We start from the raw sequence: 26,720 nt of genomic DNA on the forward strand, positions 1-26,720 counted from the left end.
ATGGCCAGATCCCATCTCACTCTAGCCGCGTTGGCCACCTCGGCCGTCGCCGACCTCCAGGTCCGCGGGTCCGGCGCGCACACCGCCGGCGGCGAGGGGAACTACGACGCGGCCCGTCTCGTGACGGCCGACGGGCGCGAGCTCATCGTGCGCATCCCGACCTCACAGCAGGCCGAGACGGAGCAGTCCGCCGACCTCATCGCCCTGCGCGCGCTCACGCCCGGTATCCGCAGCAGGTTGCCCTTCGACGCCCCGACCGTCGTGGGACAACTGCCCGTCGACGGCACTCGCGCCGTGGTGCTCGACTTCGTGGCCGGCAGCCACCTCGATCCGACCGCGCTCGGCCGCGACGAGGTCCTCTCGGACTCGCTCGGTGCCGCGGTCGCCGCGATCCACTCCCTCCCGACGGCCTTCATCGCGGAAGCGGGCCTCCCGCTGCTGTCCACCGAGCTCATCCGGGCGGACGCACACCGCATCGTGTCCCGCGCCGCCGAGACGAGGCTTCTCCCGACCGCCGTCCGGGAGCGCTGGCAGGCGGCCGTCGAGGACCACTCACTCTGGCAGTTCCAGCCCACCGTCATCCACGGATCCCTCGCCGCCGACCGGGTGCTCGTCATCCGTCAGGACGGCCACGGCCTGGTCAACGGCGTCATCGAGTGGGGCTCGCTGCGGGTCGGCGACCCGGCCCTCGACCTCCACTGGATCGCGACGCTCGGCGCGACCGGCGAGCAGGCCTTGTCCGCCTACGCGGCTTCGTGCTCTCGCGGACCCGACCGGTTCGTCACGCTCCGCGCCCGCCTCTACGCGGAACTCGAGATCGCCCGCTGGCTCCTGCATGGTCGCGACAGCCATGACGAGACCATTGTCGAGGACGCGGTCGCGATGCTCGACGGACTCGTCGACCGCGTGCTCGGCGACGTGACGGACCCCCTCGGCACCACGACCGGACCCGTCCTCGACGTCGACGAGGTCGAGGACCTGCTCGACCGCACGCCGATCGGCTCGTCCTCCCCCGGCATCGCCATGCAGACCGACACCTATGACCGGTCAGAGCTCGAGCGCGCCCTCGGCCGCGATCCCGGCGGCTCGGACGACGACGACACCGACGACGGTGAGGCTGACGACGTTCGCGACCGCGCCGGAACCGACGCGGACGCGAACGCCACGGATCAGATCGACACCTCGTCGTTCGAACTCTGGGACTCGGCGGCCTCCCCGAAGGACCGCTCCCACTCCGACAGGAGCTCCTCCTCCGAGTAGAGGCGTTCCGGCCGGAGCTGCACGTCGTGGCTCACGTAGTAAAGCACGGCGTCGATGCGCTCGGCGTCGACCTCCCGGTGGTGCGCGTACGCCAGACGGTAGAGCGCGAGCTGGAACGAGGCGTTCCGCACGTCCTCCGGCGTCGTGGGTACCGCGCCGGTCTTCCAGTCGACGATCTCGAACCGGTCCCCGCGCTCGAACACCGCGTCGAGCTTGCAGACCACCACTCGTCCGGTGTCGCCGAGCGGCACGTGGATCTCGGTCTCGACCTCGATCGGTCGGACGTCCGCCCATTCCGAGGCGAGGAACCGCTCGGTGAGCTCGTCGAACCCGATCCCCTCCGACGCGTCCGGCCCCGGGCGTTCGACGTCGAGCTCCTCGGGGAGCGCGTCGACCAGCTCCTGCAATCCGAAGCGTCCGTAGTGCGCCTCGACCCACGAATGGAACCGGGTCCCGAGGCGGGTCTGCCGGTAGGGCCGCTGCGGGACGGGGCGACGCAGACGTTCGAGTGCGGCCTCCGGTTCCGTGACGAACTCCTTGAACTTGGACGCGGGGATGCGCACGGGGAGCTCACCGCGCGCCGTCGTCGTCGCGGCACGGCGTCGTTCCTCGAGGAGCAGCGTCAGCTCGTTCTCGAGGGGGCCGAGGGTCGCCAGCAGCTCGGCCTCGGGCCGTCCGCGCCGCTGGTCGACCTCGGCCGCCGCCCGCTCGACGACGCTCCGACGCGCGCCGAGCGGATCGAGTGGCCAGTCGAGGACCGCAGCACCGGAGTCGACCGGGTTCTCCTCGAAGGCGGAGGCTGCGGGGAGCGGTGCGATGACGCCCGCCGCGGCCAGCTCCAGGAGGTAGGTGCTCGCAGCACGGGGCCGCTTGCGATCGCCCGACCAGAACGAGCCGGTGAGCAGGAGGTCGTGCTTGGCGCGGGTCACCGCCACATACGCGAGCCGGCGTTCCTCGTCGAGCGCGCGTTCGCCGAGCGCCTCCGAGAAGGCGAGCTGAGCGTCGACGACCTCCTTCCGCGTCTCGGCCGTCCGCCAGGCGAACTCCGGCAGCTCCGCCGCGTCGCCTCGGAAGTCGTACGGCAGTGTCCCGAGACGCACCCAGCCTTTGCCGTCCTTCGGCTTGGCTGGCAGTTCGTCGACCACGAGCCGCGGGATCGCGACATGATCCCACTCGAGGCCCTTCGAACCGTGGATGGTGAGCAATTGGACCGCACCCTGGTCGGGTGCGTCGCTCGCCGGTCCGAGGTCGTCTCGGGCGAGCGATCGGTCGATCCACGCCAGCAGGCTGCCGAGCGTCACCTGCTCCTCCGCCTGGATGAACGAGATGACCTCGTCGTGGAAGGCCTGCAGTCTGGCCGGAGCGCGCGCCGCGGAGCCGGTCGACTCGTTCGCGACGACCTCGATGTCGAGCCGCAACTCGCGCTCGACCGCTCTGACGAGATCGGGGAGGCCGCTGCCCGCACGACGCCGCAGGGAGGCGAACACCAGTCCGGCCTCCCGGAGACGCGAACGCGCCTCGTCGGTGAACCCTGCGGCGAGGCCCGCCGGCACGCGGTCCGCGGCGATGAAGTCGAGCGCGTCGATGATCGACCGCCCGTCGTCGTCGGCGACCGACTCACGGAGCCGGGCGGCCAGTTCGGCGTCGTACCGCTTCGTCTTCCAATCGATGGCCTGCAGGTACCGGGCCACCTCCACGAGGTGTCCGAGGTCGTGGACGCCGATCCGCCAGCGAGGCCCGCTCAAGAGTCTGATGAGCGAGGACCCGGCACCGGGATCGTGGATGACCCGCAGTGCCGCCGTCACGTCGACGATCTCCGGCGAGGAGAGCAGACCGCCGAGGCCGAGGATGTGGTGGGGGACGCCGAGCGCCGCGAGGCCGTCGGCGAACTCCTGCATCGGTCGACGCGCCCGGAACAGGATCGCGGCCGAACCGGCCGGATCTCCCCCGCGTTCGGCGAGCAAGCGGTCCGCGCACCACTCGGCGACCACCCGGATCTCCTCGGCACCGGTCTCGGGGAACTCGACGGCGAGGGAGCCGGCCCCGGCGCCGGGCTTCGGCTCGAGGTCGAGGACTCGCAGCTTCCCCGCCGTCTGCGCCTGCTGCTGCAACGGGCGGACGAGGACGTTCGCGGCTTCGAGGACCGTGCAGTCGTTCCGCCAACTCGTGGACAGGTTGAATTGGGTGGCGGCGACCTCCCGACCGAAGTCGCGTGAGAACCGTGCGAGGTTCGCCGCGCTCGCGCCGCGCCAGCCGTAGATGGACTGGTGCGGGTCGCCGACCGCCATGACGGGGTGGTCGGCGAACAGGGTCGACAGCAGTCTGGTCTGCACGACCGAGGTGTCCTGGTACTCGTCGAGCAGGACGACGCCCGCGCGATCGCGTGCGACGGCGGCGACCTTCGGCGAACGTTCGCAGGCGGCGAGCGCGAGGGCGACCTGGTCGGAGAACTCGACGAGTCCCTGCCGGCGCTTCTCGTCGGCGTACCGGTGCGCGAGGTCGAGCAGGACCGGCAGGGCACCCACGACCTCGACGGCCTGGTCGATCTGCGCGTACGCCCCGCGACCGCCGTCGGGGAGCTCGCCGATGCCGACGAACCGTTCCACGAAGCCGAGCAGCTCCTCGGGGGTGCCGTCGATCTCGGCGAGCTCGTGACTCAGCGAGAGGACGAGCTCGGCCACCTGGTCGACGGACTTGCCGAGGGTGGCGAGCCGTTCGTCTCCGTGTCGGACCACGACGCGCCTCGCGAGTCGCCAGGCGGACGCCTCGGACAGCAGGACCGACTCGGGCTCACGGCCCACCAGGAGGGCGTTGTCGCGGAACAGGGCGTTCGCATAGGCGTTGTAGGTGGACACCTCGGGACGGTCGAAGAGCGCGTCGGCCGCGGGATCCAGGATCCCGATGTCCTGCAGGGCGGCGATCCGCTTGCCGATCCGTGCCGCCAGCTCACCCGCGGCCTTCCTGGTGAAGGTGAGCCCCAGGATCCCGTCGACGTTCACGTGCCGGTTGGCGAGCAGCCACACGACGCGTGAAGCCATGGTCTCGGTCTTCCCGCTCCCGGCACCGGCGACGACGAGTACGGGCGCCATGGGGGCCTCGATGACCTCGACCTGCTGCGCCGTCGGTTGCGGGAGGCCGAGCAGGCCGGCGAGCATCTCGGCCGAGTAGGTCTCCTCCGTGCTCACGAGCTCACCGCCGGGACGACGTGGATGGCGCACTCGCCGAACGCGAACGGGTCGTGGCAGTGGGTCCCGACGCGGGCCTCGAACACCGCCCCGGCCATGCCGACCGCGTCCGCCAGAACACGCTCGCGGAAGAGCTCGAGGGCTTCGTCGTCGAAGGCGGGCTGGGCCGGGTCGTAGTACTCCTTGCGCTTCGTGCCGGCCGACACGACGATGAGCTTCGCGCCACCGCTCAGCAGCCCCTCCGTACCGGTGATCGCACCGGACGCCAGCGCGAGCTGGTAGGCACCGAGCTGCGCCATGTCGGCGACCTCCCGGTCCTGTCTGGGCGCCGAGCCGCCGGTCTTGAGGTCGGCGATCACCACGCGCCGCGTCCCGTCGGCGTCGGGCACGAGTTCGACGCGGTCGATCGAGCCGCCGAGCACGGCCGCGCCGCCCAACTCTCCGATGGGGATGCGGAGGCTGAACCGGCTCTCGTTGCCGATCGAGGTCACTCCTGCGCGCTCCGCGTCGTGGAGGTACGCGGACAGCCGGTGGACGAGTTCCGCCGCACGCCGTTTCGTCGCCGCGCCCTCCCAGTCCGCTTCGAAGTGGAGTTCGTCCCAGCGGTCCTCCACCGCCGCCCAGAGCGCGGCCTCGTCGGAGGACTCCGCGTGTTCGAGCGCGGCGTGCACGATCGTGCCGAGCCCGGAGGCGAACCCGGAGGCACCGCCGCCCAGTCGGGCGATCGCCCAGTGCAGCGGGCACTCCTCGAAAGCCTCCATGCGGGACGGGGAGACCGGCAGCTCCTCGACGGCGGGGTCGTGGAGCGGTGCCGTCGAGCTCGGTGCGGCCACGCCGTACCACTCCTCGGTCGGAGCGCCGGGGACTCCCGCTGTCGCGAGGATGGCCAGGGCCGAGGCGGACGCGGCACGCTCGGCCGGGTCCGCGGGGCGGATCCGGCGGGTGAGCGAGCGACGCAGGGTGCCGACGAGCCCCCGGAGCGACAGGGGCGACAGGGACGCCCGGTGCGGATCGGGTTCGGGGAGCAGCGTGAGGAACGGGCTCGCCTGGTGGTCGTCGTCGACGACCGCGACCACCGTGAGCGACCGGTGCGCACGGGAGGTCGCCTGGGCGAAGAGTCGGAGCTCGTCGTGGAGGACCGCGCGCCGTGCGTCCGCCGTCGCCGTGGCCGTGCCCTCCAGCAGTTCCACGAGCTCCGACGCGCCGAGCAGAGAGTCGCGGACCCGCAGGTTGGGCCACACGCCGTCCTGCATGCCGGCGACGACGACCGTGTCGAACGCGGTCCCGACCAGGGCGGCGGGCGTCGCGATCGTGACCGCCTCCCGGAGGCCCGTCGGCGCGAGGGAGTCGTCGCCGACCGTCTGTTCGAGCAGGCGGTCGAGGAAGACGGAGGCCGGGGTGTCGGGCTCCGCCTCGACGAAGGTACGTGCCGCATCGGCCAGCTGGGTGATCGCGTCGAGGTCGCGGTTCGCCTCCTCGGCGGCCTGACCGCTGCCCTTCGACAGCGAGACCCAGGAACGCTCGAGTCTGCTCCGCGACCAGAGGCCGTAGACGAGCTCCTCGGCCGAAGCGCCCGCCGCCGCCTGCGCGCTCGCCTCGGCGAGGCTGTCGGCAAGTGAGCGGGCGCGGGCGGCGGAGGGCGTCTCGAGTCCGATGAGTGCACCGGGGACGGCGAACGCCTCTTCCAGCAGGCGGTCCGCGCTGCGGTCGAGGCCCTCAGCGAGATCGGCGTGCCGGAGCGCGGCCCGCAGTCGCCTGACCCCGATCGAGTCCAGTCCACCGAGCGCGCTGTGGAGGAGTTCGGTCACGACCTCGGCGTCGAGCGGCGTCCGCCCGAGTGCCACCGACATGGCGAGGAGGACCGATCTGACGAACGGGTGGTCGCGCAGCGGTGCTCCGCCGGTGCTCGCCCGGGTGGGCACCTCGAGGGAGGACAGGCCCCGTTCGATCGCCGGGATCAGCCCGCCGCTGCGGACGACCACCGCCATGTCGGCCCACGCGACGCCGTCGAGGACGTGGCGCTCGCGGAGGAAGCGTGCGACGACCGCGATCTGCTCGGCCGGGGAACCGGCCGCCACGGTGACGACGGAGTGCTCGGGGGCCTCCGCGTCGTCGACCGGTGGCGCGGCCGTGCGATGGAGGCCGGCGCCGGCCGTGCCGATGCGCTCGGCGACACCGCGGACGGTCGCCCGGATGTCCGGTGTCCCGCGGTGGACCTGCCCGAGGACGAGCGTGTCCACCGGGCGACCGAGCACCTCGGCGAACCGCCCGAGGGCGTCGGCTCGGGCACCGTGGAAGGCACCCGTCGTGAGGTCGGGGTCGCCGAACGCGACGATCGTGACCCCGTGTCGGGCGAGCGCGGCGAACAGCTGCAGGACGCCGTGGGTCGCCTCCTGGGCGTCGTCCACGAAGACCACCCGCAGTCTGCCGAGCACGCCCGTTCCCGGTTCCTGGTCGTCGAGGAGCCGGACGGCGCGGGCGAGGGCCGCCGCGGGCGTGAGATGTCCGCGCCAGTCGTCGGCGAGGAACCCCTCGATGAAGCCCGCGGACGCGACCCACTCTGGACGCCCGTGCTCCGTACCGAGCCGACGCAGCTCGGCAGGCGCGACGTCGTGTTCGACGCTGCGTTCCATGAGGTTCCGGAGCTCGGTGCGGAACCCCTGCAGGCGCCTGACCTCGGGACCGAGCTCGGCGGGCCACAGCGGACCGGTCGCGTCCTGTTCGTCGCCGAGGAGTCGCTCTGCGATGGTCTGGTCCTGCTCGCCGCCCGTCAGCAACCGCGGTCGTCCTGAACCGGCGAACGCCCCGGAGCCCGCGATGACCTCGAGCGCGAGGGAGATGGCGGTGCGCGCCAGGGATCCAGGTGTGGCGCGCGCGACCCGTGCCTCGAGGCGGTCGCGGAGGACCTGCGCCGACGACCGGGAGGAGGCGATGACGAGCACCTCGTCGGTACGCAGACCGCGCGAGTGCACGCGTTCCGCGACCGCTTCGATGAGCGTCGTGGTCTTGCCCGTGCCGGGAGCCCCGAGCACGACGGCGGACCGGTCGTCCGCGAGCCGCAGCACGGCCTCCTGCGAGTCGTCGACCCGGACGAACGTGCCGACAGCCGGGCCGCCGACGGGCGCGCGGTCCGCGTCACGGACCGCACCCGTCGGATCGTCGGAGGCGTCGGGAACCGTCATGGTCCGCACGTTACCGGAGCCTCCCGACATCGCCGCGACGGCCGACCGGCGTTCCGCTGTTCGCTGACAGCAGCCGACCCGCGCCGGTCGGAGGACCACGACTCCCGTAGTCTTGCCCTACGCAACCGAAAGGCACTCAAGGTGGAAATTCGCATCGGAATCCTCAACAGCCCTCGCGAGATCGGCTTCGAGACCTCGCAGCCGGCGTCGGAGATCGAGCAGGCGGTCAAGACCGCGCTCGAGACGGACGCCAAGCTGCTCGCGCTCAAGGACGACAAGGGCACCAGCTACCTCATCCCGACCGCGGGCATCGGCTACGTCGAGCTCGGAACCGAGGAGTCCCGCCGCATCGGATTCGTCGGCTGACCATGGAACTCCTCTTCGTCGTGCTCGGCGGTGCCATCCTCGGTCTCGCCGTCCGATACCTCCTGCCCGGCCGCGACCAGCACGGGGCCGCGCTCATCCCGGCGGTCGCGACGCTCGTCGCCGCCGTCGTCTGGGTCGCGGCGACGTGGGCCGGCATGGCGTGGGACGGCGGCTGGATCTGGGTGCTCGCCTTCGGCGCGTCCGTCGTCGTGAGTGTGGTGGTCGACCTCGTACTCGTCCGCGTCCGCACTTCGTCGGACGAGGCGATGCTGACCCGCTTGCAGCAGGGCGTCGCCGCCTGACCCGAGGCGCTCGATCGATCGACGCCGTCGCTCCACCCGGAGCGGCGGCGTCGTCGTGTCGGAGGAGACGACCGGTCAGGCCGTGAGCCCGAGCGCGTCCATCCGTCTGGTGTGGTTCGCGATGAGCTCCGTGTAGACCGGTTCGACCCGGGCGTCGTCCGGCAGCGCCTTGCTCTCGGTCACGAGGGCGGACCTGGCGACGAGCATGGTGTCGCCGAGCAACCGACGGCCCCACATCGCGAGCGTCGAAGCGCGCTCGGGATGCGTTGCGATCACCCGGTGCAGGATCCCGACGAGCGGGTCCTCCTCCGGACCGGGGGCGACGATCGCAGCCAGGTCGCGGGCGTCCGCCCCGTCCAGGCCGCGCGCGAGCTGCGCGAAGAACTCGTCTAGGAAGCCCCGCGCCACGAGGACGCCCAGCAGGAGTTCGTCCCAGGTGCCGGTGCGCAGGATCGCCTGGAACTCGTCTCGCGTGCGTGCGTAGGGTTCGAGCACGGCGCCCGGGTCGTCGCTCGTCCGGCGGAGCCAGGCGAGTAGCGCCTGGTGTTTGCGCAGCGCCGTGGCGGCGGCCTCGGCGACCGTCTCCCGATCGGCGTCGTTCGGAGCGTGCTCGACCGCGAACGACAGCGTCATGAAGAACCCGAGCTGCAGTTGCGCCACCTGACCGAGGTAGTCGGTGGTGCTGGGCGCGAGCTCGTGGAGGTCGACGCGGGTCGCCTGGACGGCGTCCTCCCGCGAGCGCAGACGAGGCGTCTGGGTGCCGGGACGCCGACGTCGTGCAAACCAACGAGCCATGCGACCACCCTATCCGCAGCGCGCCGATCGGCGTGTTCCGCGCGCCCAGCGGCCTCTCGGGACGTCCCGGGTAGAATAGCCGTGCCCCGGCGTCGGATCGGGGCCCTACACCTGTGTGCAATCGAAGGTGTAGACCATGACTGCACTGACAGGTATCTCCGTGACTTTCTCTGATCTCGGTGTCGACCAGGACATCGTCGACGCCCTCACGACCAAGGGCATCATCGAACCATTCCCCATCCAGGAGCAGACGATCCCCCTCGGGCTCGCCGGCCAGGACATCATCGGCCAGGCCAAGACGGGCACGGGCAAGACCTTCGGGTTCGGCATCCCGATCGTCCAGCGCCTCGGCCTCGACCCGGCTCCCGGCGTCAAGACCCTCGTGGTCGTCCCGACCCGTGAGCTCGCCGTCCAGGTGTCCGAGGACATCGAGATCCTCATCTCCAACCGGTCGACGACGCTCGTCTCCATCTACGGCGGCAAGGCCTACGAGGGTCAGATCGAGCAGCTGAAGGCCGGCGCCCAGATCGTCGTCGGCACGCCCGGCCGTCTCATCGACCTCAACAACCAGCGCCTCCTCGACCTCTCGGGCATCACCGAGATGGTGCTCGACGAGGCCGACAAGATGCTCGACCTCGGCTTCCTCGCCGACATCGAGAAGCTCTTCTCGAAGACCCCCGCCGCGCGTCACACGATGCTGTTCTCAGCGACCATGCCCGGTCCGATCGTGGCCCTGGCCCGCCGCTTCATGAGCAAGCCGATCCACATCCGGGCGAGCGACCCCGACGAGGGGCTCACGCAGGCCAACATCAAGCACCTCATCTACCGCGCGCACTCGCTCGACAAGGACGAGGTGATCTCGCGCATCCTGCAGGCCGAGGGTCGCGGCAAGACCGTGATCTTCACGCGGACCAAGCGTGCCGCCGCGAAGCTCGTCGAGGAACTGACCGACCGCGGGTTCAACGCCGCGGCGGTGCACGGCGACCTGAACCAGGAGCAGCGCGAGCGGGCGATGGCGTCGTTCAAGGCCGGCAAGCGCGACGTCCTGATCGCCACCGATGTCGCCGCTCGTGGCATCGACGTCGACGACGTCACCCACGTCATCAACCACACGATCCCCGAGGACGAGAAGACGTACCTCCACCGCGTCGGTCGTACCGGTCGCGCCGGGAAGACGGGTATCGCCGTCACGTTCGTCGACTGGGACGACCTCCACAAGTGGGCGCTCATCAACCGCGCCCTCGAGTTCGGTCAGCCGGAACCGACGGAGACTTACTCCTCGAGCCCGCACCTGTTCACCGACCTCGGGATCGCGGAGGGCACGAAGGGCCGGCTGAAGCCCGCCAAGGCCGTCGAGCCCGCCCCGCGGCGCGAGGGTTCGCGGAGCGCAGGCGGACGCGACGGTTCGCGGACCGGCGGCGGACGCGACGGTTCACGGACCAGCGGCGGTCGCGGTGGTGAGCGCGGCGGACGCGGAGGCGACCGCACGCAGCCGACCAGCACCCGGCTCGAGTCCCAGCCGAGCACCCGCGCCCACTCGCGGACGCACGACGCCGCCTCGACCGACACCGTCGACCGCAGCGCGCCCGCAGCAGGCACCCACGACGGCCACGGTCCGGAGCACCGCGACGGCAACAGCGCTCCCCGCCGTCGGAGCCGGACGCGCCGCACCGCTCCCCCGGCTCCCACGGCGTAGGTCCGCCACGCAGAACGCCCGCACCCTTCCGGATGCGGGCGTTCTGCATGTCGCGAGCGCTGCGCTCGACACGGTTGGTGACCGAAGGATGCCGGTCCCTGAGCCTGTCGAAGGGTGCTCCGACCGGCGGCCCCTCACATCCGCTGCGCCCCCGTGGGCACTTCGACAAGCTCAGTGACCGGGAGAAGTACACCCGGTCCCTGAGCGCGTCGAAGGGCACTCCGGACGCGCCGAATCAGTCAGGCAGGACGGGTGCCGAGCCGGTGGCCTCGGCCACGATGCGCCGGACCACGTCGATGTCCGTGGTGTTCTCGCCGAGGCGGTTCGGCTTACCGGTCCCGTGATAGTCGCTCGAACCGGTCGCGACGAGGCCCAGCTCGGAGGCGATACGCCGCACGACGACCTTCCCCTCCTCGGTGTTCTCGCGGTGCTCGATCTCGAGCCCGAACAGGCCCGCGTCAGCGAGTTCGCGGAAGTACGGCTCGGGCAGCATCCGGTCGCGGCCGGCCGGGACCGGGTGGGCGATCACGGGGACGCCACCGGCGGCGCGGACGAGCTTGACCGCGGTGAGCGGGTCGGGCGCGTAGTGCGGCGCGTAATACCCGGTGCGCGGATGCAGGATGCCGTCGAAGGCTTCGCCACGGTCGGCCACGATCCCGAGGGCGATGAGGGCGTCGGCGATGTGAGGCCGTCCGACGGTCGCACCTTCGCGGGTCTGCGCGAGGACGTCCGCCCAGGACAGCGGGTAGTCGCCACCGATGCGTGCCACGATGCCTTCGGCCCGCCGGAGCCGGGACTCCCGGATCTTCGCGGTCTCCTGGAGCAGGTCGCCGTTCAACGGATCGATGAGGTACGCGAGCAGGTGCACGCTCCGCCATTCGTAGCGGGTGCTCAGTTCCATTCCGGGGAGCAGGGTGATGCCCTGGCGGCGCGACTCGACGGCCGCCTCGGCCCAACCGGCGGTGGAGTCGTGGTCGGTGAGGGCGATCGTGCCGAGCCCCGCGGCACCGGCAGCGCGCATCAGCTGCGTCGGCGTCTCCGTGCCGTCCGAGACGCTCGAGTGCGTGTGCAGATCGGCGGGGCCGTGCATGTCTCGAGCGCTCACCACGCTTCCACCCTAGTCGCAGGTCCTGCCCCGAGGACTCCCAGACCGCTCGCCTACGCTGACGCGGGTGCTGAAGACCGTCGGTGGCGTCATCGCGGCCGTGCTCGCGATCGCGATCACGGCCCTGCTCGTCGTCGCCGTCCTCCCCGGGCTGTTCGGTCTCGAGCAGGCCCAGGTCGTCGTCCAACTGAGCGCGTTCCGCCTCCTCGTGGCGATCGCCGCCGCGGGCGGCGCACTGCTCTGCCTCGTGACGGCGATCCTCGTCCGGGGGTCCCGCCGCGTGCTCCCCGCCATCCTGGCGGTCGTCCTCGCCGCGGTCTCGGTCACCGGCGCCGTCGTCACGGCCAACCGCGGAATCGACGACCAGATGGTCGCCGGAGAGGCGACCGACCTCGCGGATCAGGTCACGGTCCTCGCCTGGAACACCCTCGGCGATGCCGTCGACCCCGGAACGATCGCGGCGATCGCGGTGCGTGAGGGCGCCGACGTCGTCTCCCTGCCGGAGACCTCGTCCGACACCGCGGCGGTCGTCGCCGCCGCGATGACCGCCGCCGGACGGCCGATGGTTGCGCATTCGACCGACGCCGACGCAGGAGGGACGAGCCTCCTCATCAGCACCGGACTCGGCGAGTACGCGGTCCGTGCACCGACGGTGACCGGCCCGACCGCCATCGAGCGCTCGGAGACCCTCATCGCCGATCCGGTCCTCGGCCGCGGACCGACCCTCGTCGCGGTCCACACCACGGCCCCACTGCCGAGTCGGCTCGACGACTGGCGTGCGGAGCTCGCCGATCTCGCCGGCCGTTGCACCGACGACGCGGACGTGATCATGGCCGGTGACTTCAACGCGACGCTCGACCACCTCGCCGGGTTGCGCGGCGTCGGCGACCTCGGCGCGTGCCACGACGCCGCGGCGGCCGACGCGGCAGCCGGGCTCGGTACCTGGCCGACCGGGCTCCCGGCTGTCCTCGGCGCACCGATCGACCACGTCATGGCGACACCGGGATGGGTCACGGTGTCTGCTCACGTCCTGACCGACGTCGACGGCACGGGCAGTGATCACCGGCCCGTGGTCGCGACGCTGCTCCCCCGCACGGGGAGCTGAGGGTCGGGCGCCTGTCGCGACCGCAGTGCGACAATGGAGGTATGGCGACTTCCGCAGACACATCCAGTTCGAACACCGTCCAGACCGAGGCGACCTCCAACCGGGCGGCCGCCTGGTCCGAGGGCTTCCGCGCCTTCATCGGCACCGGGTGGGCAGACCGCCCCGAGGTCCTGCCGGAGCCGCGGGAGACCGCCGGCCTCGCAGCGGCTCGTCGTGAACGCCTGTCGGCACAGTTCCCCGGTCACCGTCTCGTCCTCCCCGCGGGCGGGATGAAGCAGCGGTCGAACGACACCGACTACCTGTACCGGGCGCACTCCGCCTTCTCCTACTACACCGGCTGGGCGGCCGACACCGAGCCCGACAGCGTCCTCGTGCTCGATCCCGAGGAGTCCGGCCACACCGCGACCCTGTACTTCCGCGAGCGAGCGGGCCGCGACACCGACGAGTTCTACACGAACGCCGCGATCGGCGAGTTCTGGATCGGTGCGCGTCCGTCGCTCGCCCAGGTGGCCGCCGACCTCGCGATCGCGACCGCCGACCTCTCGGCGTTCACCGCCGACGCCGCCGATCTCACGGTCGACGTCGACGACACCCTGACGCGCGCCGTGTCCGAGATGCGCCTCGTGAAGGACGCCTACGAGATCGCGCAGATGCGTTTCGCCGTCGACGCGACCGCGCGCGGCTTCGACGACGTCGTCGCCGAACTCCCGAAGGTCCTCGCGCACGAGCGCGGCGAGCGCATCGTCGAGGGCGTCTTCGCCGGGCGGGCTCGCGCCGACGGGAACGGCGTCGGGTACGAGACCATCGCCGCCGCTGGACCGCACGCCTGCATCCTCCACTGGACGCGCAACGACGGACGGGTCGTCCCGGGTGACCTCATCCTCATCGACGCCGGCGTCGAGCTCGACAGCTACTACACCGCCGACATCACCCGCACGATCCCGGTGTCCGGCACGTTCACCGAGGTCCAGCGACGGGTCTACGAGGCCGTCCGTGAGGCGGCCGACGAGGCCTTCGCCATCGTCCGCCCCGGTATCCGGTTCCGCGAGGTGCACGCGGCCGCGATGGCGGTCATCGCACGCAAGACCGCCGAATGGGGCCTGCTCCCCGTCACCGCCGAGGAAGCGCTCCTGAAGGAGAACGAGCAGCACCGGCGGTACATGGTGCACGGGACCAGCCACCACCTCGGCACCGACGTGCACGACTGCGCCCAGGCCCGCCGCGAGATGTACGCCGACGCCGTGATCGAGCCCGGCATGGTCTTCACGATCGAACCCGGCCTCTACTTCCAGGTCGACGACCTCACGGTCCCCGAGGAGTACCGCGGCATCGGCGTCCGGATCGAGGACGACATCCTCGTCACCGAGGACGGCGCGGAGAACCTGTCGGCCGGCATCCCGCGCACCGCGGACGAGGTCGAGGCCTGGCTCGCGCGCTGAGCCCGTCCGCCGGGCGACGGCTCGGAGCCTGACGCGGCTGGATCAGCCCGCGTCGGTCTCCGGGCCGCGCTCCAGGAGGTTGCGTGCGCGGTTCGCGAGCTCACCGCCGACGATGAGGTCGTAGCGCGTCGCCACGACGAGCGTGGCCGAGGTGTACTCCTGCCGCTTGCGGGTCACCGAGTACGACACGATGCCGAACAGCATGCCGAACGCGGCACCCATGAGCACCGCGGCTCCGAGCAGCATGAGGTTCGTCTCGGGATTGAAGATGACGAGGACGAGCCCGAGGAACAGTCCCAGCCAGGCACCGCTGACCGCACCGGCTCCCGCAGCACGGCCGTAGCTGAGGCGACCGGTGACGCGTTCGACGCTCTTGAGATCACTGCCGACGATCGAGATCTCCTTGACCGGGAAATCGGTGTGGGCGAGCGACGAGATCGCGGCCTGCGCGGACTCGTAACTCTCGTAGCTGGCCACCGTCTCGCCTCGCGGGATGACGCCGAGCGCCGGGGCGCCCTTCCGGCCGAACTGTCGCGGATCACTCATGCCTCCATCCTCTCACCCCGCCCCGAGCGGGCACTCCAGGCCGACCACCGGCGGGTAGGTTAGTAGTTGTGAGTGCAACCAGAGTGTTCGTCGCCAGGCTCGCCGGGTGCACCGTCTTCGACCCCGCGGGCGATCGTGTCGGCAAGGTCAGGGACGTGCTCGTCGTCTACCGCACCGGCAAACCCCCGCGGGTCGTCGGCCTCATCGTCGAGATCCCCGGGAAACGCCGTGTGTTCGTGTCGATCGGCCGCGTGACGAGCATCGGCGCCGGGCAGATCATCACCACGGGACTCATCAACGTCCGCCGGTTCGAGCAGCGCGGTGGCGAAGTGCGCGTGATCGCCGAACTCTTCGGCCGACGCGTCGTCTTCCGCGCCACCGGTGAGGAGGCGACGATCGAGGACGTCGCCATCGAGGAGCAGGGCCCCGGCGAGTGGCAGGTGTCGCAGCTGTTCGTCCGCCGCCCGAAGACCACCGCCTCCCCCTTCGTGAAGGGCCCGACGACCTTCGCCACCTGGAACGAGCTGCGCGAGGAGCAGGAGCTCGGCGAGGCCCAGTCCGCCGAGCAGCTCATCGCGACCTACGCCGACCTGAAACCGGCCGACCTCGCGAACACGCTCCTCGACCTCCCGCGCGACCGGATGATCGAGGTCGCGGAGGAGCTGTCTGACGACCGCCTCGCGGACGTGCTCGAGGAGATGCCCGAGACGGACCAGGTCCAGATCCTCGCCCAGCTCGACGACGACCGCGCAGCCGACGTCCTCGATCAGATGCAGCCGGACGACGCGGCCGACCTCATCGCCCAGCTCCCCGAGGACCGCGGTGAGCACCTCCTCGAGCTCATGGAGCCGGAGGAGGCGGAGGACGTCCGCATGCTCCTCCGGTTCGACCCGGAGACCGCGGGTGGCCTCATGACGACCGAGCCGATCATCCTCTCCGCCGACGCCACCGTCGCGGAGGCCCTCGCGTCGATCCGACGCTCCGAGCTGGCACCGGCGCTGGCGGCCGGCGTCTGCATCACCCTGCCGCCGTACGAGTCACCGACGGGACGCTTCCTCGGGATGGTGCACTTCCAGCGCATGCTCCGCTACCCGCCGCACGAGCGCCTCGGGACCCTGCTCGATCAGAGCCTCGATCCGGTGGGCGTGCGGACCTCCGCCGCCGAGGTCTCGCGGATCCTCGCGAGCTACAACCTCGTCCAGGTGCCCGTCGTCGATGAACAGCACCGGCTCCTGGGGGTCGTGACGATCGACGACGTCCTCGACTACCTGCTCCCGGACGACTGGCGCAGCATCGACGAGAACGATGAACTCCCGGCGTCGGAACAGCGGCTCGGATCGAACGGAAGGAGGGCAGGTCGTGGCACGAGCACCCCGCAATGAGGTCCGGCTCGACGCTCCGAAGGGGCTTCGGAGTTCCGTACGTTCCATCCGCCGCGCCCCGGCCTCGCGCGACCGCTTCGGCCGGTTCACCGAGTGGATCGCCCGGGCGATGGGCACGCCGTGGTTCCTCCTCGGCCTCACCCTCTTCGTCATCCTGTGGATCGCCTGGAACACCTACGGTCCACTCGCCCTCCGGTTCGACTCCGTCGACATCGGCTTCGTGGCCCTGACCCTCGTGCTGTCGCTCCAGGCCTCGTACGCCGCTCCGCTCATCCTGCTCGCCCAGAACCGCCAGGACGACCGCGACCGCGTGCAGATCGAGCAGGACCGGCAGCGGTCCGAACGCAACCTCGCCGACACCGAGTACCTCGCCCGTGAGGTCGTCGCGCTGCGACTGGCCCTCAAGGACATGGCCTCGAAGGACTTCATCCGCGCCGAACTGCGCTCCCTCCTCGAGGAACTCGATCGGGATCGCACGGACCAGCCCGAACACGACGGGCCCGAGCGCCGGCGTGGCTGACGCCGGCGCGGCTGACACCGGCGCGGCTGACACCGGCGCGGCTGACACCGGCCTCGCCGAGCGGATCAGGACCGCGCTCGCCCGAGTCATCGACCCGGAGATCCGCAAACCGATCACCGAACTCGACATGGTCGGCCCGATCACGGTGGACGACACCGGTGCCGCCGACGTCACCATCAAGCTCACGATCGTCGGCTGCCCGGCAGCGGCGAGCATCGAGCGCGACGTGCGTGAGGCCACCGCGGCGACCCCCGGGGTGACGAGCGTCGCGGTCGACGTCCAGGTGATGACGACGGCGGAGCGTCAGGCATTCACGGAGCGCCTGCGTGGCGGCCGCAGCGCCCGCGGCATCCCGTTCGGCCCGGACTCACTGACCCGCGTGTACGCCGTCACAAGCGGCAAGGGCGGTGTCGGGAAGTCGACGGTGACCGCGAACCTGGCCGTCGCACTCGCCGCCAGCGGCCTGCGGGTCGGCCTGGTCGACGCGGACGTCCACGGGTTCTCCATCCCGGGGCTCCTCGGACTGGTCGAGAACGGCTTGGCCGTCAAACCGACGCAGGTCGGCGACATGATCCTGCCGCCCGTCGCCCACGGTGTGAAGGTCGTCTCGATCGGCATGTTCATCGACGCACCGACGGACGGCACCACCGCCGTCGCCGTCGCCTGGCGCGGACCGATGCTCCACCGCACCATCCAGCAGTTCCTGACCGACGTGTTCTTCGGCGACCTCGACGTGCTGCTCCTCGACCTCCCGCCCGGCACCGGGGACGTCGCCATCTCCATCGGCCAGCTGCTCCCCCACGCCGAGGTGCTCGTCGTCACGACACCGCAGCCGGCCGCCGCCGAGGTGGCCGAGCGCAGCGGCGTGGTGGCGCGCCAGACCGGGCAGCGCGTCCACGGCGTCATCGAGAACATGGCGGGTCTCCCCCAGCCCGACGGCAGCGTCCTGCAGCTGTTCGGCTCAGGGGGTGGCGAGGCGCTCGCGGCGCGGCTGTCGATCGGCCAGGACGCCCCGGTACCGCTCCTCGCCTCGGTCCCGCTCAGCGTTCCGCTTCGGGAGGGCGGGGACGCCGGGCTGCCGATCGTCCTCTCGGATCCGACGGATCCCGCGGCTGCCGAGATCCTCCGGCTGGCCGGTCAGCTCGCTGCGAGACCTCGTGGCCTCGCCGGTCGTCGTCTCGGCGTCAGCACGAGCTGAGCCGTCCGGGTCGGACGTGTGCGACCGAAGCGGACTCAGGTGGCTTCGAGGTCGAACGGGGGCGCGGCGGTCTCTCCGGCGGCGAGTCGGCGCAGGCGCTCGTCGGTCGCCGCCTGGATCGACTTCGGCTTCTCGAGCGATGGGACGGCTGCAGCGGCGGCCGCGGCAGCGGGAGCCGCGTCGAGCGGAGCGGTCGTCGCGACCGTCGGCGTCACCGGAGGCTCGTCGTCGAGGAGCGCCTCGCGGATGATGCGTCTCGGATCGTACTGACGCGGGTCGAGCTTCTTCCAGTCGACCTCGTCGAACTCCGGTCCCATCTCCTCGCGCATCCGGTCCTTGGCGCCGGAGGCGAGGTCGCGGAGGGTGCGGACGAGTCGCGCCAGTTGCGAGGCGTAGTACGGCAGCCGTTCCGGACCCAGCAGGAACACGGCGATGACCCCGATGATGAGGAGTTTGTCGAAGGTCAGACCGAACACGACATCAGACTACCGCGCGAGCCTCAGCTGTCGGAGCAGTTGCAGGCCATACGCTGGGATCCGGAGGCAAGGTGTCAGAACACAATCTCAATTGGAAGTACGCGGGCGACGTCGTCGTCGAGAGCGCGGCGATGCTCACGGCGCGCGCTCACGCGCACGAACTGGGCGTCGAACCGATCTCCCCGGCGATCGGCGCGCAGATCGCGGTGGTGGCCGCGGCCACCCGCGCGGAGTCCATCGTCGAGGTGGGCACCGGCACCGGCGTCTCCGGGCTCTGGCTGCTCCGCGGCGCCACGAGCGCGGTGCTGACGTCCATCGACACCGAGATCGTGCACCAGCAGCAGGCACGCGCGGCGTTCACGGAGGCCGGCATCACGACCAACCGCATCCGCCTCATCACCGGCAGCGCGCTCGACGTCCTGCCGCGGATGAACGAGAACTCCTACGACCTCGTCCTCGTCGACGGCGACCCGGGATCGGTCATCGAGTACGTCGAGCACGGACTCCGTCTGGTGCGTCCCGGTGGCACCGTGCTCGTCCCGCACGCGCTTTGGCGGGGCCGCGTGGCCGATCCGGCTCAGCGGGACGAGACCACAGGCCTCTTCCGCTCGCTCGTCCAGGAGATCTCCGCGTCGGACGCGGTCGTCAGCGCCCTGTCCCCGGCCGGCGACGGCCTCCTGCAGATCACCAAACCGAACCTCTGAGCCCTCCCCGTACGACGACGAACCGGCCGCCATCCTGACTCTGCGAGCAGTGATGACGGCCGGTTCTCGGCTCATGCGGCGTCGGTGACGGGGATCAGCCCGCGCTCACCACACCCGCGAGTGCATCATGCAGTTCTTGAGCCTCTGCGTCGTTGACCGACACGACGAGACGCCCTCCCCCTTCAAGAGGCACTCGCACGATGATGAGCCGACCCTCCTTCACGGCCTCCATTGGCCCGTCTCCGGTGCGTGGCTTCATTGCGGCCATGCGAGTCCCCTCTCGTTATTCGACTGACCCCCATTATCTCGTATCACGGGGGCTCGTGATAATCCTGAGCGCGGCGAGGCGCAGGATGACGCCGGATCCGCACTCAGGGAATGGTCCAATACGCGTTCGCGAGGCCGTACATGACGAAGATCCAACACCATTGCAACGCCAGCGAGACGATGACGACGCCGCCGCGATACCAGCGGTTCCGTGGGACGGCGACCGCACCGAGGAGCGGGAAGACCGGTACGAGCAGCCGGAAGACACTCGTCTGCGGGAAGAACACCGCGAAGAGGTACAGGAGGTAGGACCCCACCCACAACCGGAGGTCGGCACCGAGCCGGCGCACCGGTGGGAGGAACAGGAGCACGACGGAGCCGACGAAGATCGCGGCGACGACGGCGATGCCCGGACCATCACCGAACCAGAACTGGCCGCCCTGGATCCAGGCCGAGAACGGGACGAGGGGCTGCTCCCCGATGAAGGCGGCCCGCCACGCCAGCTCCGTCTTGAGGTACGCCTCCGGCGTCCCGGTGACGAGACCGGCGATGATCATCCACGCGAATCCGGCGAGGGCAGCGAGGGCCCCGCCCGCGAGGATGAGGACGACCTCCCGGCGCGCGAGCGGGTCGCGGTGTCGCGTGACGATACGCACGATGAGATGGAGGCCCAGCAGGAGCGAGAAGGCCAGGACTCCGGGGCGGGTGAACGCCATGACCGGGATGACGGCGAGGAGCCAGCCGTACCGGCGCGTCACGAGCAGGAGCAGTGCGAGCGTCAGCAGCAGCAGGAACATCGATTCCGCATAGGCGACCTGGAACAGGGCGCTGAGCGGGGCGATGCAGAACAGCACGACGGCGAACATCGCCCGTTCATCGCCGAGGCGGATGCGCAGGAGCCGGTGGAACAGCAGGGCCGCCCCCAAGCCGCAGCACAGCGAGACGATGACGGCCATGACCGGCCACGGCAGGAAGGTGACGACCGAGAGCGCCTTCACGACCCCCGGATAGACCGGCATGAACGCCCACGCGTTCTCCGCGACCCGGCCGGCGTCGTCGAGCGGCAGCTGGGTCGGGTAGCCGTACGTCGCGATCCACCAGTACCACTGTCCGTCCCAGCCGGCGGCGAGCGTGCCGAGCGAGGGGAACGCGCCGAACCGGGAGTCCGGCGCCTGCAGCAGACTCGCGACCGCGAACATCGCGGTCGTCACCAGGCGGGACAGCACGTACACGATGGTGATCCGCCCCCACCAGGGCAGGCGGGCCCAGCGCCGGAGCATCGACGGCCGCTCCTCGACCTCGGTCGAGTGGGCCGCGTCAGCGACCATCGGGCCCGGTCAGCCAGGCGCGGAGCCCGCGCTCACAGTCCTCGATGTGCGCGAGCGGGACGCGCTCGTCGTCGGCATGGGCGAGGAGCGGGTCACCCGGTCCGTAGTTGACGGCGGGGACGCCGAGCGCGGAGAAGCGTGCGACGTCCGTCCAGCCGTACTTCGGGGCCGGTGTGCCGCCGACCGCGGCCAGGAAGTCCTGGGCGATCGGCGCGTCTAGCCCGGGACGAGCACCCTCCGCGACGTCCGTCTGCACGACCTCGAAGCCGGAGAAGAGCTCCTCGAGGTGGGCGAGCGCCTCGGCACCCGTCCGGCTCGGAGCGAAGCGGTAGTTCACCTCGACGGTGACGAGGTCGGGGATCACGTTCCCGGCGACGCCGCCGGTGATCCCGACCGCGTTGACGCCCTCCCGGTAGACGAGCCCGTCGACCTCGACCTCCCGTGGCGTGTACGAGGCGAGCGTCGCGAGGACCGGTGAGATCGCGTGGATCGCGTTGACGCCGACCCAGCTCCTGGCCGCGTGCGAGCGCTTGCCGTGCGCGCTCACGTGGACGCGCAGCGTTCCGTTGCAGCCCCCCTCGACGCCGGCGTTGCTCGGCTCGCCGAGGATCGCGAAGTCACCGATGAAGAGGTCGGGACGGTTCCGCGCGAGACGCCCGAGGCCGTTGAGGTCGGATGCGACCTCCTCGTTGTCGTACCACATCCAGGTGATGTCGACGATGGGATCGGTGAGCTCGGCCGCGAGCTTCAGCTGGACCGCGACGCCGCCCTTCATGTCGACCGTCCCCCGACCCCAGAGCACCGCCTCGCCGTCGCGCTCCTCGAACCGGGTCGGGACGTTTCCGTTGATCGGGACGGTGTCGATGTGGCCGGCGATGATGACCCGCTGTGCACGTCCGAGCGAGGTGGAAGCGACCACCGTGTCGCCGTCGCGCACGATCGTCAGGTGCTCGAGACCCTCGAGCGACGCCTCGATCGCGTCGGCGATGCGGGCTTCATCCCCCGAGACGGAGGCGATGTCGCACAGCTGCTGGGTGAGTTCCACCGAGGAGACGGACAGGTCGAGTACGGGGACTTCGGCTGGCATGGCACCAGTGTATTGGCCGTCGACCTGAGTGTTGGCCGGTACCCTGGAGCCATGACCGCTGTGCCTGCCGAGACCCCTGTTCCGACTCACGCCTGGGGCTCCGGCCTCGCGACCATCGCCGCCGACGGCACCGTGCTCGACACCTGGTTCCCCGAGCCCTCGCTCGGACGGATCCCCGAGGGCCGCGACCGCTGGATCGCCCCCGCAGACCTCGAGGCCCTCGCGACCGACGACGAGCGCCGGGCCGTCCGCATCGACATCGTCACGGTCGAGATCGAGCTGCAGGCCGCTCCGCAGAGCACCCCGGACGCCTACCTGCGGCTGCACCTGCTCAGCCACCTGCTCGTCCAGCCGAACACGATCTCGCTCGACGGTGTCTTCGCGCACCTCCCCATCGTCGTCTGGACCAACGCCGGCCCCGTCCACCCCGCGGACTTCGACCGCCTCCGACCGTCGCTCCTCCGCGCCGGCATCCACGCGACCGGCATCGACAAGTTCCCGAGACTCCTCGACTACGTGACGCCCGACAAGGTCCGGATCGCCGACGCCTCGCGCGTCCGGCTCGGCGCCCACCTGGCACCGGGCACCACCGTCATGCACGAGGGCTTCGTCAACTTCAACGCCGGGACCCTCGGCGCGTCGATGGTCGAAGGACGCATCTCGCAGGGCGTCGTCGTCGGTGACGGCAGCGACATCGGGGGTGGTGCGTCGATCATGGGGACGCTTTCCGGCGGCGGGACGCAGCGGGTGGCGATCGGTCAGCGCGCCCTCCTCGGCGCCAACTCCGGCATCGGCATCTCGATCGGCGACGACTCGGTGGTCGAGGCGGGTCTCTACGTGACCGCGGGCACCAAGGTCGTCCTCGCGGGTGCTGCGGCCACGGCCGAAGGCGCGCCGCGTACGGTCAAGGCGGTCGAGCTGTCGGGTGTCCCGAACCTCCTGTTCCGTCGGAACTCACTCACCGGTGCCGTCGAGGTGCTCCCCCGCTCGGGCTCGGGCGTCGAGCTGAACGCGGCACTGCACGCCTGACCCGGCCTCCCGGGACGCAGAACGGCCCCGCATCCGAGGTGGATGCGGGGCCGTTCTTCGACAGGCTCAGGAACCGCCCTTCGACAGGCTCAAGAACCGACGGGACTAGCGCGTCGGGAAGGGACGCTCGGGCGAACCCGTGTACAGCTGCTGCGGGCGCCCGATCTTGGTCTGCGGGTCGAGGTTCATCTCACGCCAGTGGGCGATCCACCCGGGCAGGCGTCCGATGGCGAAGAGCACCGTGAACATCCGCGTCGGGAAGCCCATCGCCTTGTAGATGACGCCGGTGTAGAAGTCGACGTTCGGGTAGAGCTTGCGCTCCTTGAAGTAGTCGTCCTCCAGGGCGATCTGCTCGAGCTCCTGAGCCAGGTCGAGCAGCGGGTCGTTGATGCCGAGCGCCCGGAGCACCTCGCCGGCGCTCTCCTTGACGAGCTTGGCGCGCGGGTCGTAGTTCTTGTAGACGCGGTGCCCGAAGCCCATGAGCTTCACGCCGTCTTCTTTGTTCTTCACGCGGTCGACGAAGCGCTGCACGCCCTCGCCGGACTCCTGGATCCGGCCGAGCATCTGCAGGACAGCTTCGTTCGCGCCACCGTGCAGCGGACCCGAAAGGGCGTTGATACCGGCGGACACGGAGGCGTAGAGGTTCGCTCCGGTGGAGCCGACGAGGCGGACCGTGGAGGTCGAGGCGTTCTGCTCGTGGTCCTCGTGCAGGATGAGCAGAAGGTCGAGCGCCTTCGACAGGACGGGATCGATCTCGTACGGTTCGGCGAGGTTGCCGAAGTTCAGCTTGAGGAAGTTGTCGACGAAGCTCAGCGAGTTGTCGGGGTAGAGGAACGCCTGCCCGACCGACTTCTTGTGCGCGTAGGCGGCGATCACCGGGAGCTTTGCGAGCATGCGGACCGTCGTGAGCTCGACGTGGTCGGGATCGTGCGGATTGGCGTCCGACTCGTAGTAGGTCGACATGGCCTGCAGGGCGCTCGACAGGACGGCCATCGGGTGCGCCGTGTGCGGGAGCGCCGAGAAGAACCGCTTGAGGTCCTCGTGGAGGAGCGTGTGGCGCCGGATCTTCTCGTCGAATCCGCCGAGTTCGTCGGCCGTCGGGAGTTCCCCGTGGATGAGCAGCCAGGCGACCTCGAGGAAGGTCGACTGCTTGGCGAGCTGCTCGATCGGGTAGCCGCGGTAGCGCAGGATGCCCTGGTCGCCGTCGATGTACGTGATCGCCGACTTGGTCGCAGCGGTGTTGACGAACCCGTAGTCGAGCGTGGTCAGGCCGGTCTGCCGCGTGAGCGAGGAGATGTCGATACTCGACGCGCCCTGGGCTGACTGGTGGATCGGGAATTCGGCCGTTCCGCCGGGGTAGTTCAGGGTGACCTGATGCGTCTCGGTGGAAGCCTGTTTCTCGACGTCGCCCACGGCGCCTCCTCATATCTTTGTGCGATAGGGACTCGACATCGCCCTCCGATACGACGGCGTGTCACATACAGCCTAATCGGCTTCGGACCCTACTGCTGTTTCCCACAGTGATCCGGCGGCTTCCTTGGAGTTCACCCCGAAATCGGGCGGAGTCCCCGAAGTCTGGCCGCGGCGGCCGCGATGCGCTCGTCTGAGGCGGTCAGGGAGAGCCGCACATGTTGCGGTCCGGCCTCGCCGTAGAACACCCCTGGACCCGCCAGGACACCGATCGATGCCAGGCGGTCGATGCTCACCCAGGCGTCCTGGCCCTCGGTGATCCACAGGTACAGTCCCGCCTCGCTGCGGTCGACCCGGAACCCGGCCTCACGGACGGCCGGGAGCAGCACCTCGCGTCGGGCGCGGTAGCGGGCCTTCTGCTCCGCCACGTGGGCGTCGTCGCCGAGCGCCGCGACCATGGCGGCCTGCAGCGGGGCCGGCAGCATGAGACCCGCGTGCTTCCGGACGGTGACCAGCCGACGCACCAGGCGCTCGTCGCCCGCGAGGAACGCGGCACGGTATCCGGCCAGGTTGGACTGCTTGCTCAGGGAGTAGATCGCGAGGACACCCTCGGTGTCGCCGTCGGTCACGCGTGGATCGAGCACGGACGGGGTCGGGGTGTCGGACCACTCCCCCTCCCAGCCGAGTTCCGCGTAGCATTCATCGCCCACGAGGACGGCGCCGAGTTCGCGGGCTCTGGCTCGGGCTGCGCGCAGCTCGTCGACCGACAGGACACGACCGTCGGGGTTGCCGGGGGAATTCAGCCAGACCAGCCGGGTGCTCTCCGGCCATTCGGACGGATCGTCGGAGGCGAACGCCTCGGCTCCCGCGATCGCCGCGCCGACCGCGTACGTCGGATAGGCGGCCACCGGGTGGACCACGGTGTCGCCGGCGCCCAGGCCGAGGAGGAAGGCGAGCAGCGCGACGAGTTCCTTCGAGCCGATCGTCGGGAGGACGGCGTCGAGGCTGAGCCCCTCGACACCACGACGGCGCGCGAACCAGTCGACGATCGCCTGCCGGAGTTCGGGCGTCCCGACCGTGGTCGGGTACGCATGTGCGTCCGTGGACGCCCGGAGCGCATCCCGGATGAGGCCGGGAGTCGGATCGACCGGCGAACCGATCGAGAGGTCGACGATGCCGTCGGGGTGGCGACGGGCCTGCTCCGCATACGGGACCATGAGGTCCCAGGGGTAGTCGGGCAGCGGCTGCAGTGCCACGCGACTACTCGTGGGCTTGTGGCGGCAGCGCGGCGATGAGCGGGTGGTCCGAGGGGATCACGCCGACCTTCGCGGCCCCACCCGGGGAACCGATCTCGTCGAAGAACTCGACATTGGCCTTGTAGTAGTCCGCCCACTCCTCGGGAAGGTCGTCCTCGTAGTAGATGGCCTCCACCGGGCAGACCGGCTCGCACGCACCGCAGTCGACGCATTCGTCGGGGTGGATGTAGAGCGACCGTTCACCCTCGTAGATGCAGTCGACGGGGCATTCGTCGATGCAGGCGCGGTCCTTCACATCGACGCACGGCAGGGCGATCACGTAGGTCACGGGCGGGTGGCTCCCTTCACGAGCACTGAGTTGTCCAGTCTACGCCTGCGGCGAGACGGGGAACGGTTCGGGCGCCGGTCCCGCGGGACGGTCGTCGCGCGTGCGGGCGCGCTCCGGGAGCTTCGGCCACGCGACAACGAGGACGGCGATGAGACCGGGCGCGATGGTCCAGACGAGGCCCGAGACGCTCTGCGGGATGAGGACGGAGCCGCCGGTGCTCTCGAGCAGCAGGATCCCGATCATGAGGATGACCCCGAGGGCCGCTGCCGACGCTGCGAGCCGGTCCCCCAGGACGATGCGGAGTCCGACCAGGAGCATGGCCACGCCGAGGATCCCGAGCACCAGTCCGACCGGGAGGGCGACACCAAGTACGGAGGGCGCCCAGGCGTGCGCGACCGTGCCGATGGCGCCGTACGCCAGACCGACGAGGAACGCGAGGACGATCCCGATCACCCGCGACGCCGTGGACTGCTCGTGCGGTGCGTCCTGCTGCGGCGGTGTCGGCGGGAACCAGCGGTCGTCGCCGACCGTGCGGCCGTCTGGGAGGCTGGGGTCGGGGGCCGGATCGGTCATCCGCCGATTGTATCTGGACAGCCTCAGCATCAGGCGCTATGGTCGACGTCGGATAAGGTTAGCCTTACCCAACCGCGTTCCGAAGTCGCAGCGCCCCGCCCGGCGCGCCCTCGGATGCATCCCCACCCCGCAGACGACGGCCTCCCCTGGGCGACCGCCTGCTCGACGCCCGAAAGTCCGG

At 70.6% G+C, this 26,720-nt stretch carries 24 protein-coding genes; 11 read left to right on the plus strand and 13 right to left on the minus strand.

The genetic code is table 11. From position 1 onward, the window contains the following. On the plus strand, positions 1 to 1,260 hold the full coding sequence (locus ACQ3HE_RS04075) for a phosphotransferase (protein ID WP_430891418.1): 1,260 nt from the start codon (positions 1 to 3) through the stop codon (positions 1,258 to 1,260). Here the strand turns inward: ACQ3HE_RS04075 and ACQ3HE_RS04080 are convergent. Together ACQ3HE_RS04080 and ACQ3HE_RS04085 are read right to left on the minus strand one after the other, a co-directional pair. Continuing rightward, positions 1,170 to 4,445, minus strand: coding sequence for an ATP-dependent helicase (locus ACQ3HE_RS04080; protein ID WP_430891419.1), 3,276 nt, complete (start codon positions 4,443 to 4,445; stop codon positions 1,170 to 1,172). The two genes, ACQ3HE_RS04075 and ACQ3HE_RS04080, sit on opposite strands and share 91 nt — an antisense overlap. After that, entirely contained in the window at positions 4,442 to 7,627 is a 3,186-nt protein-coding gene (locus tag ACQ3HE_RS04085; RefSeq protein WP_430891420.1) for a PD-(D/E)XK nuclease family protein, read from the minus strand. Before ACQ3HE_RS04085 ends, ACQ3HE_RS04080 begins: the two co-directional genes overlap by 4 nt. Before the next feature lie 141 nt (positions 7,628 to 7,768). Here ACQ3HE_RS04085 and ACQ3HE_RS04090 point away from each other — a divergent pair, with 141 nt between their 5' ends. Next, entirely contained in the window at positions 7,769 to 7,993 is a 225-nt protein-coding gene (locus ACQ3HE_RS04090; protein WP_064296179.1) for a DUF3107 domain-containing protein, read from the plus strand. A 2-nt stretch (positions 7,994 to 7,995) separates the two neighbouring features. Next, a complete protein-coding gene (locus ACQ3HE_RS04095) occupies positions 7,996 to 8,295 on the plus strand; it encodes a hypothetical protein (RefSeq protein WP_079705552.1) in 300 nt (99 codons plus the stop codon). 75 nt (positions 8,296 to 8,370) lie between these two features. On the opposite strand, the gene ACQ3HE_RS04100 is transcribed toward ACQ3HE_RS04095, so the two are convergent. Then, positions 8,371 to 9,090 carry a ferritin-like fold-containing protein gene (locus ACQ3HE_RS04100; RefSeq protein WP_430891421.1) on the minus strand — a complete coding sequence of 240 codons (720 nt, stop codon included), beginning with the start codon at positions 9,088 to 9,090 and terminating at the stop codon, positions 8,371 to 8,373. 136 nt (positions 9,091 to 9,226) lie between these two features. Between ACQ3HE_RS04100 and ACQ3HE_RS04105 the strand changes: the two genes are divergently transcribed. After that, the gene (locus ACQ3HE_RS04105; protein ID WP_192005224.1) at positions 9,227 to 10,786 is read left to right on the plus strand and encodes a DEAD/DEAH box helicase; all 1,560 of its coding nucleotides are present in this window, start codon (positions 9,227 to 9,229) and stop codon (positions 10,784 to 10,786) included. 235 nt (positions 10,787 to 11,021) lie between these two features. Here ACQ3HE_RS04105 and ACQ3HE_RS04110 read toward each other — a convergent pair whose 3' ends face one another. Next, positions 11,022 to 11,876, minus strand: coding sequence for a PHP domain-containing protein (locus tag ACQ3HE_RS04110; protein WP_079705549.1), 855 nt, complete (start codon positions 11,874 to 11,876; stop codon positions 11,022 to 11,024). An 82-nt stretch (positions 11,877 to 11,958) separates the two neighbouring features. Between ACQ3HE_RS04110 and ACQ3HE_RS04115 the strand changes: the two genes are divergently transcribed. Together ACQ3HE_RS04115 and ACQ3HE_RS04120 are read left to right on the plus strand one after the other, a co-directional pair. Then, on the plus strand, positions 11,959 to 12,996 hold the full coding sequence (locus tag ACQ3HE_RS04115) for an endonuclease/exonuclease/phosphatase family protein (RefSeq protein ID WP_430891422.1): 1,038 nt from the start codon (positions 11,959 to 11,961) through the stop codon (positions 12,994 to 12,996). A gap of 41 nt (positions 12,997 to 13,037) precedes the next feature. Further along, the gene (locus ACQ3HE_RS04120; protein ID WP_430891423.1) at positions 13,038 to 14,435 is read left to right on the plus strand and encodes an aminopeptidase P family protein; all 1,398 of its coding nucleotides are present in this window, start codon (positions 13,038 to 13,040) and stop codon (positions 14,433 to 14,435) included. A 42-nt stretch (positions 14,436 to 14,477) separates the two neighbouring features. On the opposite strand, the gene ACQ3HE_RS04125 is transcribed toward ACQ3HE_RS04120, so the two are convergent. Beyond that, entirely contained in the window at positions 14,478 to 14,981 is a 504-nt protein-coding gene (locus ACQ3HE_RS04125) for a YflT domain-containing protein (protein WP_079705546.1), read from the minus strand. 68 nt (positions 14,982 to 15,049) lie between these two features. Here ACQ3HE_RS04125 and ACQ3HE_RS04130 point away from each other — a divergent pair, with 68 nt between their 5' ends. The 3 genes from ACQ3HE_RS04130 (at position 15,050) to ACQ3HE_RS04140 (ending at position 18,081) form a co-directional block, all read left to right on the plus strand. Continuing rightward, positions 15,050 to 16,363, plus strand: a complete 1,314-nt coding sequence (locus ACQ3HE_RS04130) for a magnesium transporter MgtE N-terminal domain-containing protein (protein ID WP_124769020.1) — start codon at positions 15,050 to 15,052, stop codon at positions 16,361 to 16,363. After that, complete coding sequence (locus ACQ3HE_RS04135; protein WP_071261025.1) at positions 16,341 to 16,883, plus strand: DUF1003 domain-containing protein; 543 nt, start codon at positions 16,341 to 16,343, stop codon at positions 16,881 to 16,883. Before ACQ3HE_RS04130 ends, ACQ3HE_RS04135 begins: the two co-directional genes overlap by 23 nt. A gap of 64 nt (positions 16,884 to 16,947) precedes the next feature. After that, positions 16,948 to 18,081 (plus strand): Mrp/NBP35 family ATP-binding protein, encoded by a 1,134-nt coding sequence (locus ACQ3HE_RS04140; protein WP_430891913.1) that lies wholly within the window; start codon positions 16,948 to 16,950, stop codon positions 18,079 to 18,081. A 35-nt stretch (positions 18,082 to 18,116) separates the two neighbouring features. Here the strand turns inward: ACQ3HE_RS04140 and ACQ3HE_RS04145 are convergent, their stop codons facing one another. Next, positions 18,117 to 18,557 (minus strand): twin-arginine translocase TatA/TatE family subunit, encoded by a 441-nt coding sequence (locus ACQ3HE_RS04145; RefSeq protein ID WP_079705542.1) that lies wholly within the window; start codon positions 18,555 to 18,557, stop codon positions 18,117 to 18,119. Between the two features lie 71 nt (positions 18,558 to 18,628). Here ACQ3HE_RS04145 and ACQ3HE_RS04150 point away from each other — a divergent pair, with 71 nt between their 5' ends. Continuing rightward, complete coding sequence (locus tag ACQ3HE_RS04150; protein ID WP_064296167.1) at positions 18,629 to 19,261, plus strand: O-methyltransferase; 633 nt, start codon at positions 18,629 to 18,631, stop codon at positions 19,259 to 19,261. 94 nt (positions 19,262 to 19,355) lie between these two features. On the opposite strand, the gene ACQ3HE_RS04155 is transcribed toward ACQ3HE_RS04150, so the two are convergent. The 3 genes from ACQ3HE_RS04155 to dapE all read right to left on the minus strand — a co-directional run bounded on the left by ACQ3HE_RS04155 (position 19,356) and on the right by dapE (position 21,943). Then, positions 19,356 to 19,529 (minus strand): DUF3117 domain-containing protein, encoded by a 174-nt coding sequence (locus tag ACQ3HE_RS04155; RefSeq protein ID WP_079002123.1) that lies wholly within the window; start codon positions 19,527 to 19,529, stop codon positions 19,356 to 19,358. Between the two features lie 103 nt (positions 19,530 to 19,632). After that, positions 19,633 to 20,856 (minus strand): hypothetical protein, encoded by a 1,224-nt coding sequence (locus ACQ3HE_RS04160; protein WP_430891424.1) that lies wholly within the window; start codon positions 20,854 to 20,856, stop codon positions 19,633 to 19,635. Then, a complete protein-coding gene (dapE, locus tag ACQ3HE_RS04165) occupies positions 20,846 to 21,943 on the minus strand; it encodes a succinyl-diaminopimelate desuccinylase (RefSeq protein ID WP_071261029.1) in 1,098 nt (365 codons plus the stop codon). Before dapE ends, ACQ3HE_RS04160 begins: the two co-directional genes overlap by 11 nt. Positions 21,944 to 21,994: 51 nt before the next feature. Here dapE and dapD point away from each other — a divergent pair, with 51 nt between their 5' ends. Next, positions 21,995 to 22,972 carry a 2,3,4,5-tetrahydropyridine-2,6-dicarboxylate N-succinyltransferase gene (gene dapD / locus ACQ3HE_RS04170; protein WP_194601732.1) on the plus strand — a complete coding sequence of 326 codons (978 nt, stop codon included), beginning with the start codon at positions 21,995 to 21,997 and terminating at the stop codon, positions 22,970 to 22,972. A gap of 105 nt (positions 22,973 to 23,077) precedes the next feature. On the opposite strand, the gene ACQ3HE_RS04175 is transcribed toward dapD, so the two are convergent. The 4 genes from ACQ3HE_RS04175 to ACQ3HE_RS04190 all read right to left on the minus strand — a co-directional run bounded on the left by ACQ3HE_RS04175 (position 23,078) and on the right by ACQ3HE_RS04190 (position 26,539). Further along, positions 23,078 to 24,337 (minus strand): citrate synthase, encoded by a 1,260-nt coding sequence (locus ACQ3HE_RS04175; RefSeq protein ID WP_064296340.1) that lies wholly within the window; start codon positions 24,335 to 24,337, stop codon positions 23,078 to 23,080. A 179-nt stretch (positions 24,338 to 24,516) separates the two neighbouring features. Next, positions 24,517 to 25,638, minus strand: a complete 1,122-nt coding sequence (gene dapC / locus ACQ3HE_RS04180; RefSeq protein WP_430891425.1) for a succinyldiaminopimelate transaminase — start codon at positions 25,636 to 25,638, stop codon at positions 24,517 to 24,519. Between the two features lie 4 nt (positions 25,639 to 25,642). Beyond that, positions 25,643 to 25,966, minus strand: coding sequence for a ferredoxin (gene fdxA / locus ACQ3HE_RS04185; RefSeq protein ID WP_079705538.1), 324 nt, complete (start codon positions 25,964 to 25,966; stop codon positions 25,643 to 25,645). Between the two features lie 39 nt (positions 25,967 to 26,005). Then, positions 26,006 to 26,539: a hypothetical protein gene (locus ACQ3HE_RS04190; RefSeq protein WP_159878244.1), complete on the minus strand. Its 534-nt coding sequence runs from the start codon at positions 26,537 to 26,539 to the stop codon at positions 26,006 to 26,008. Positions 26,540 to 26,720: the final 181 nt, after the last annotated feature.

This window comes from Plantibacter auratus (assembly GCF_050587365.1).
GTDB lineage: Bacteria > Actinomycetota > Actinomycetes > Actinomycetales > Microbacteriaceae > Plantibacter > Plantibacter auratus.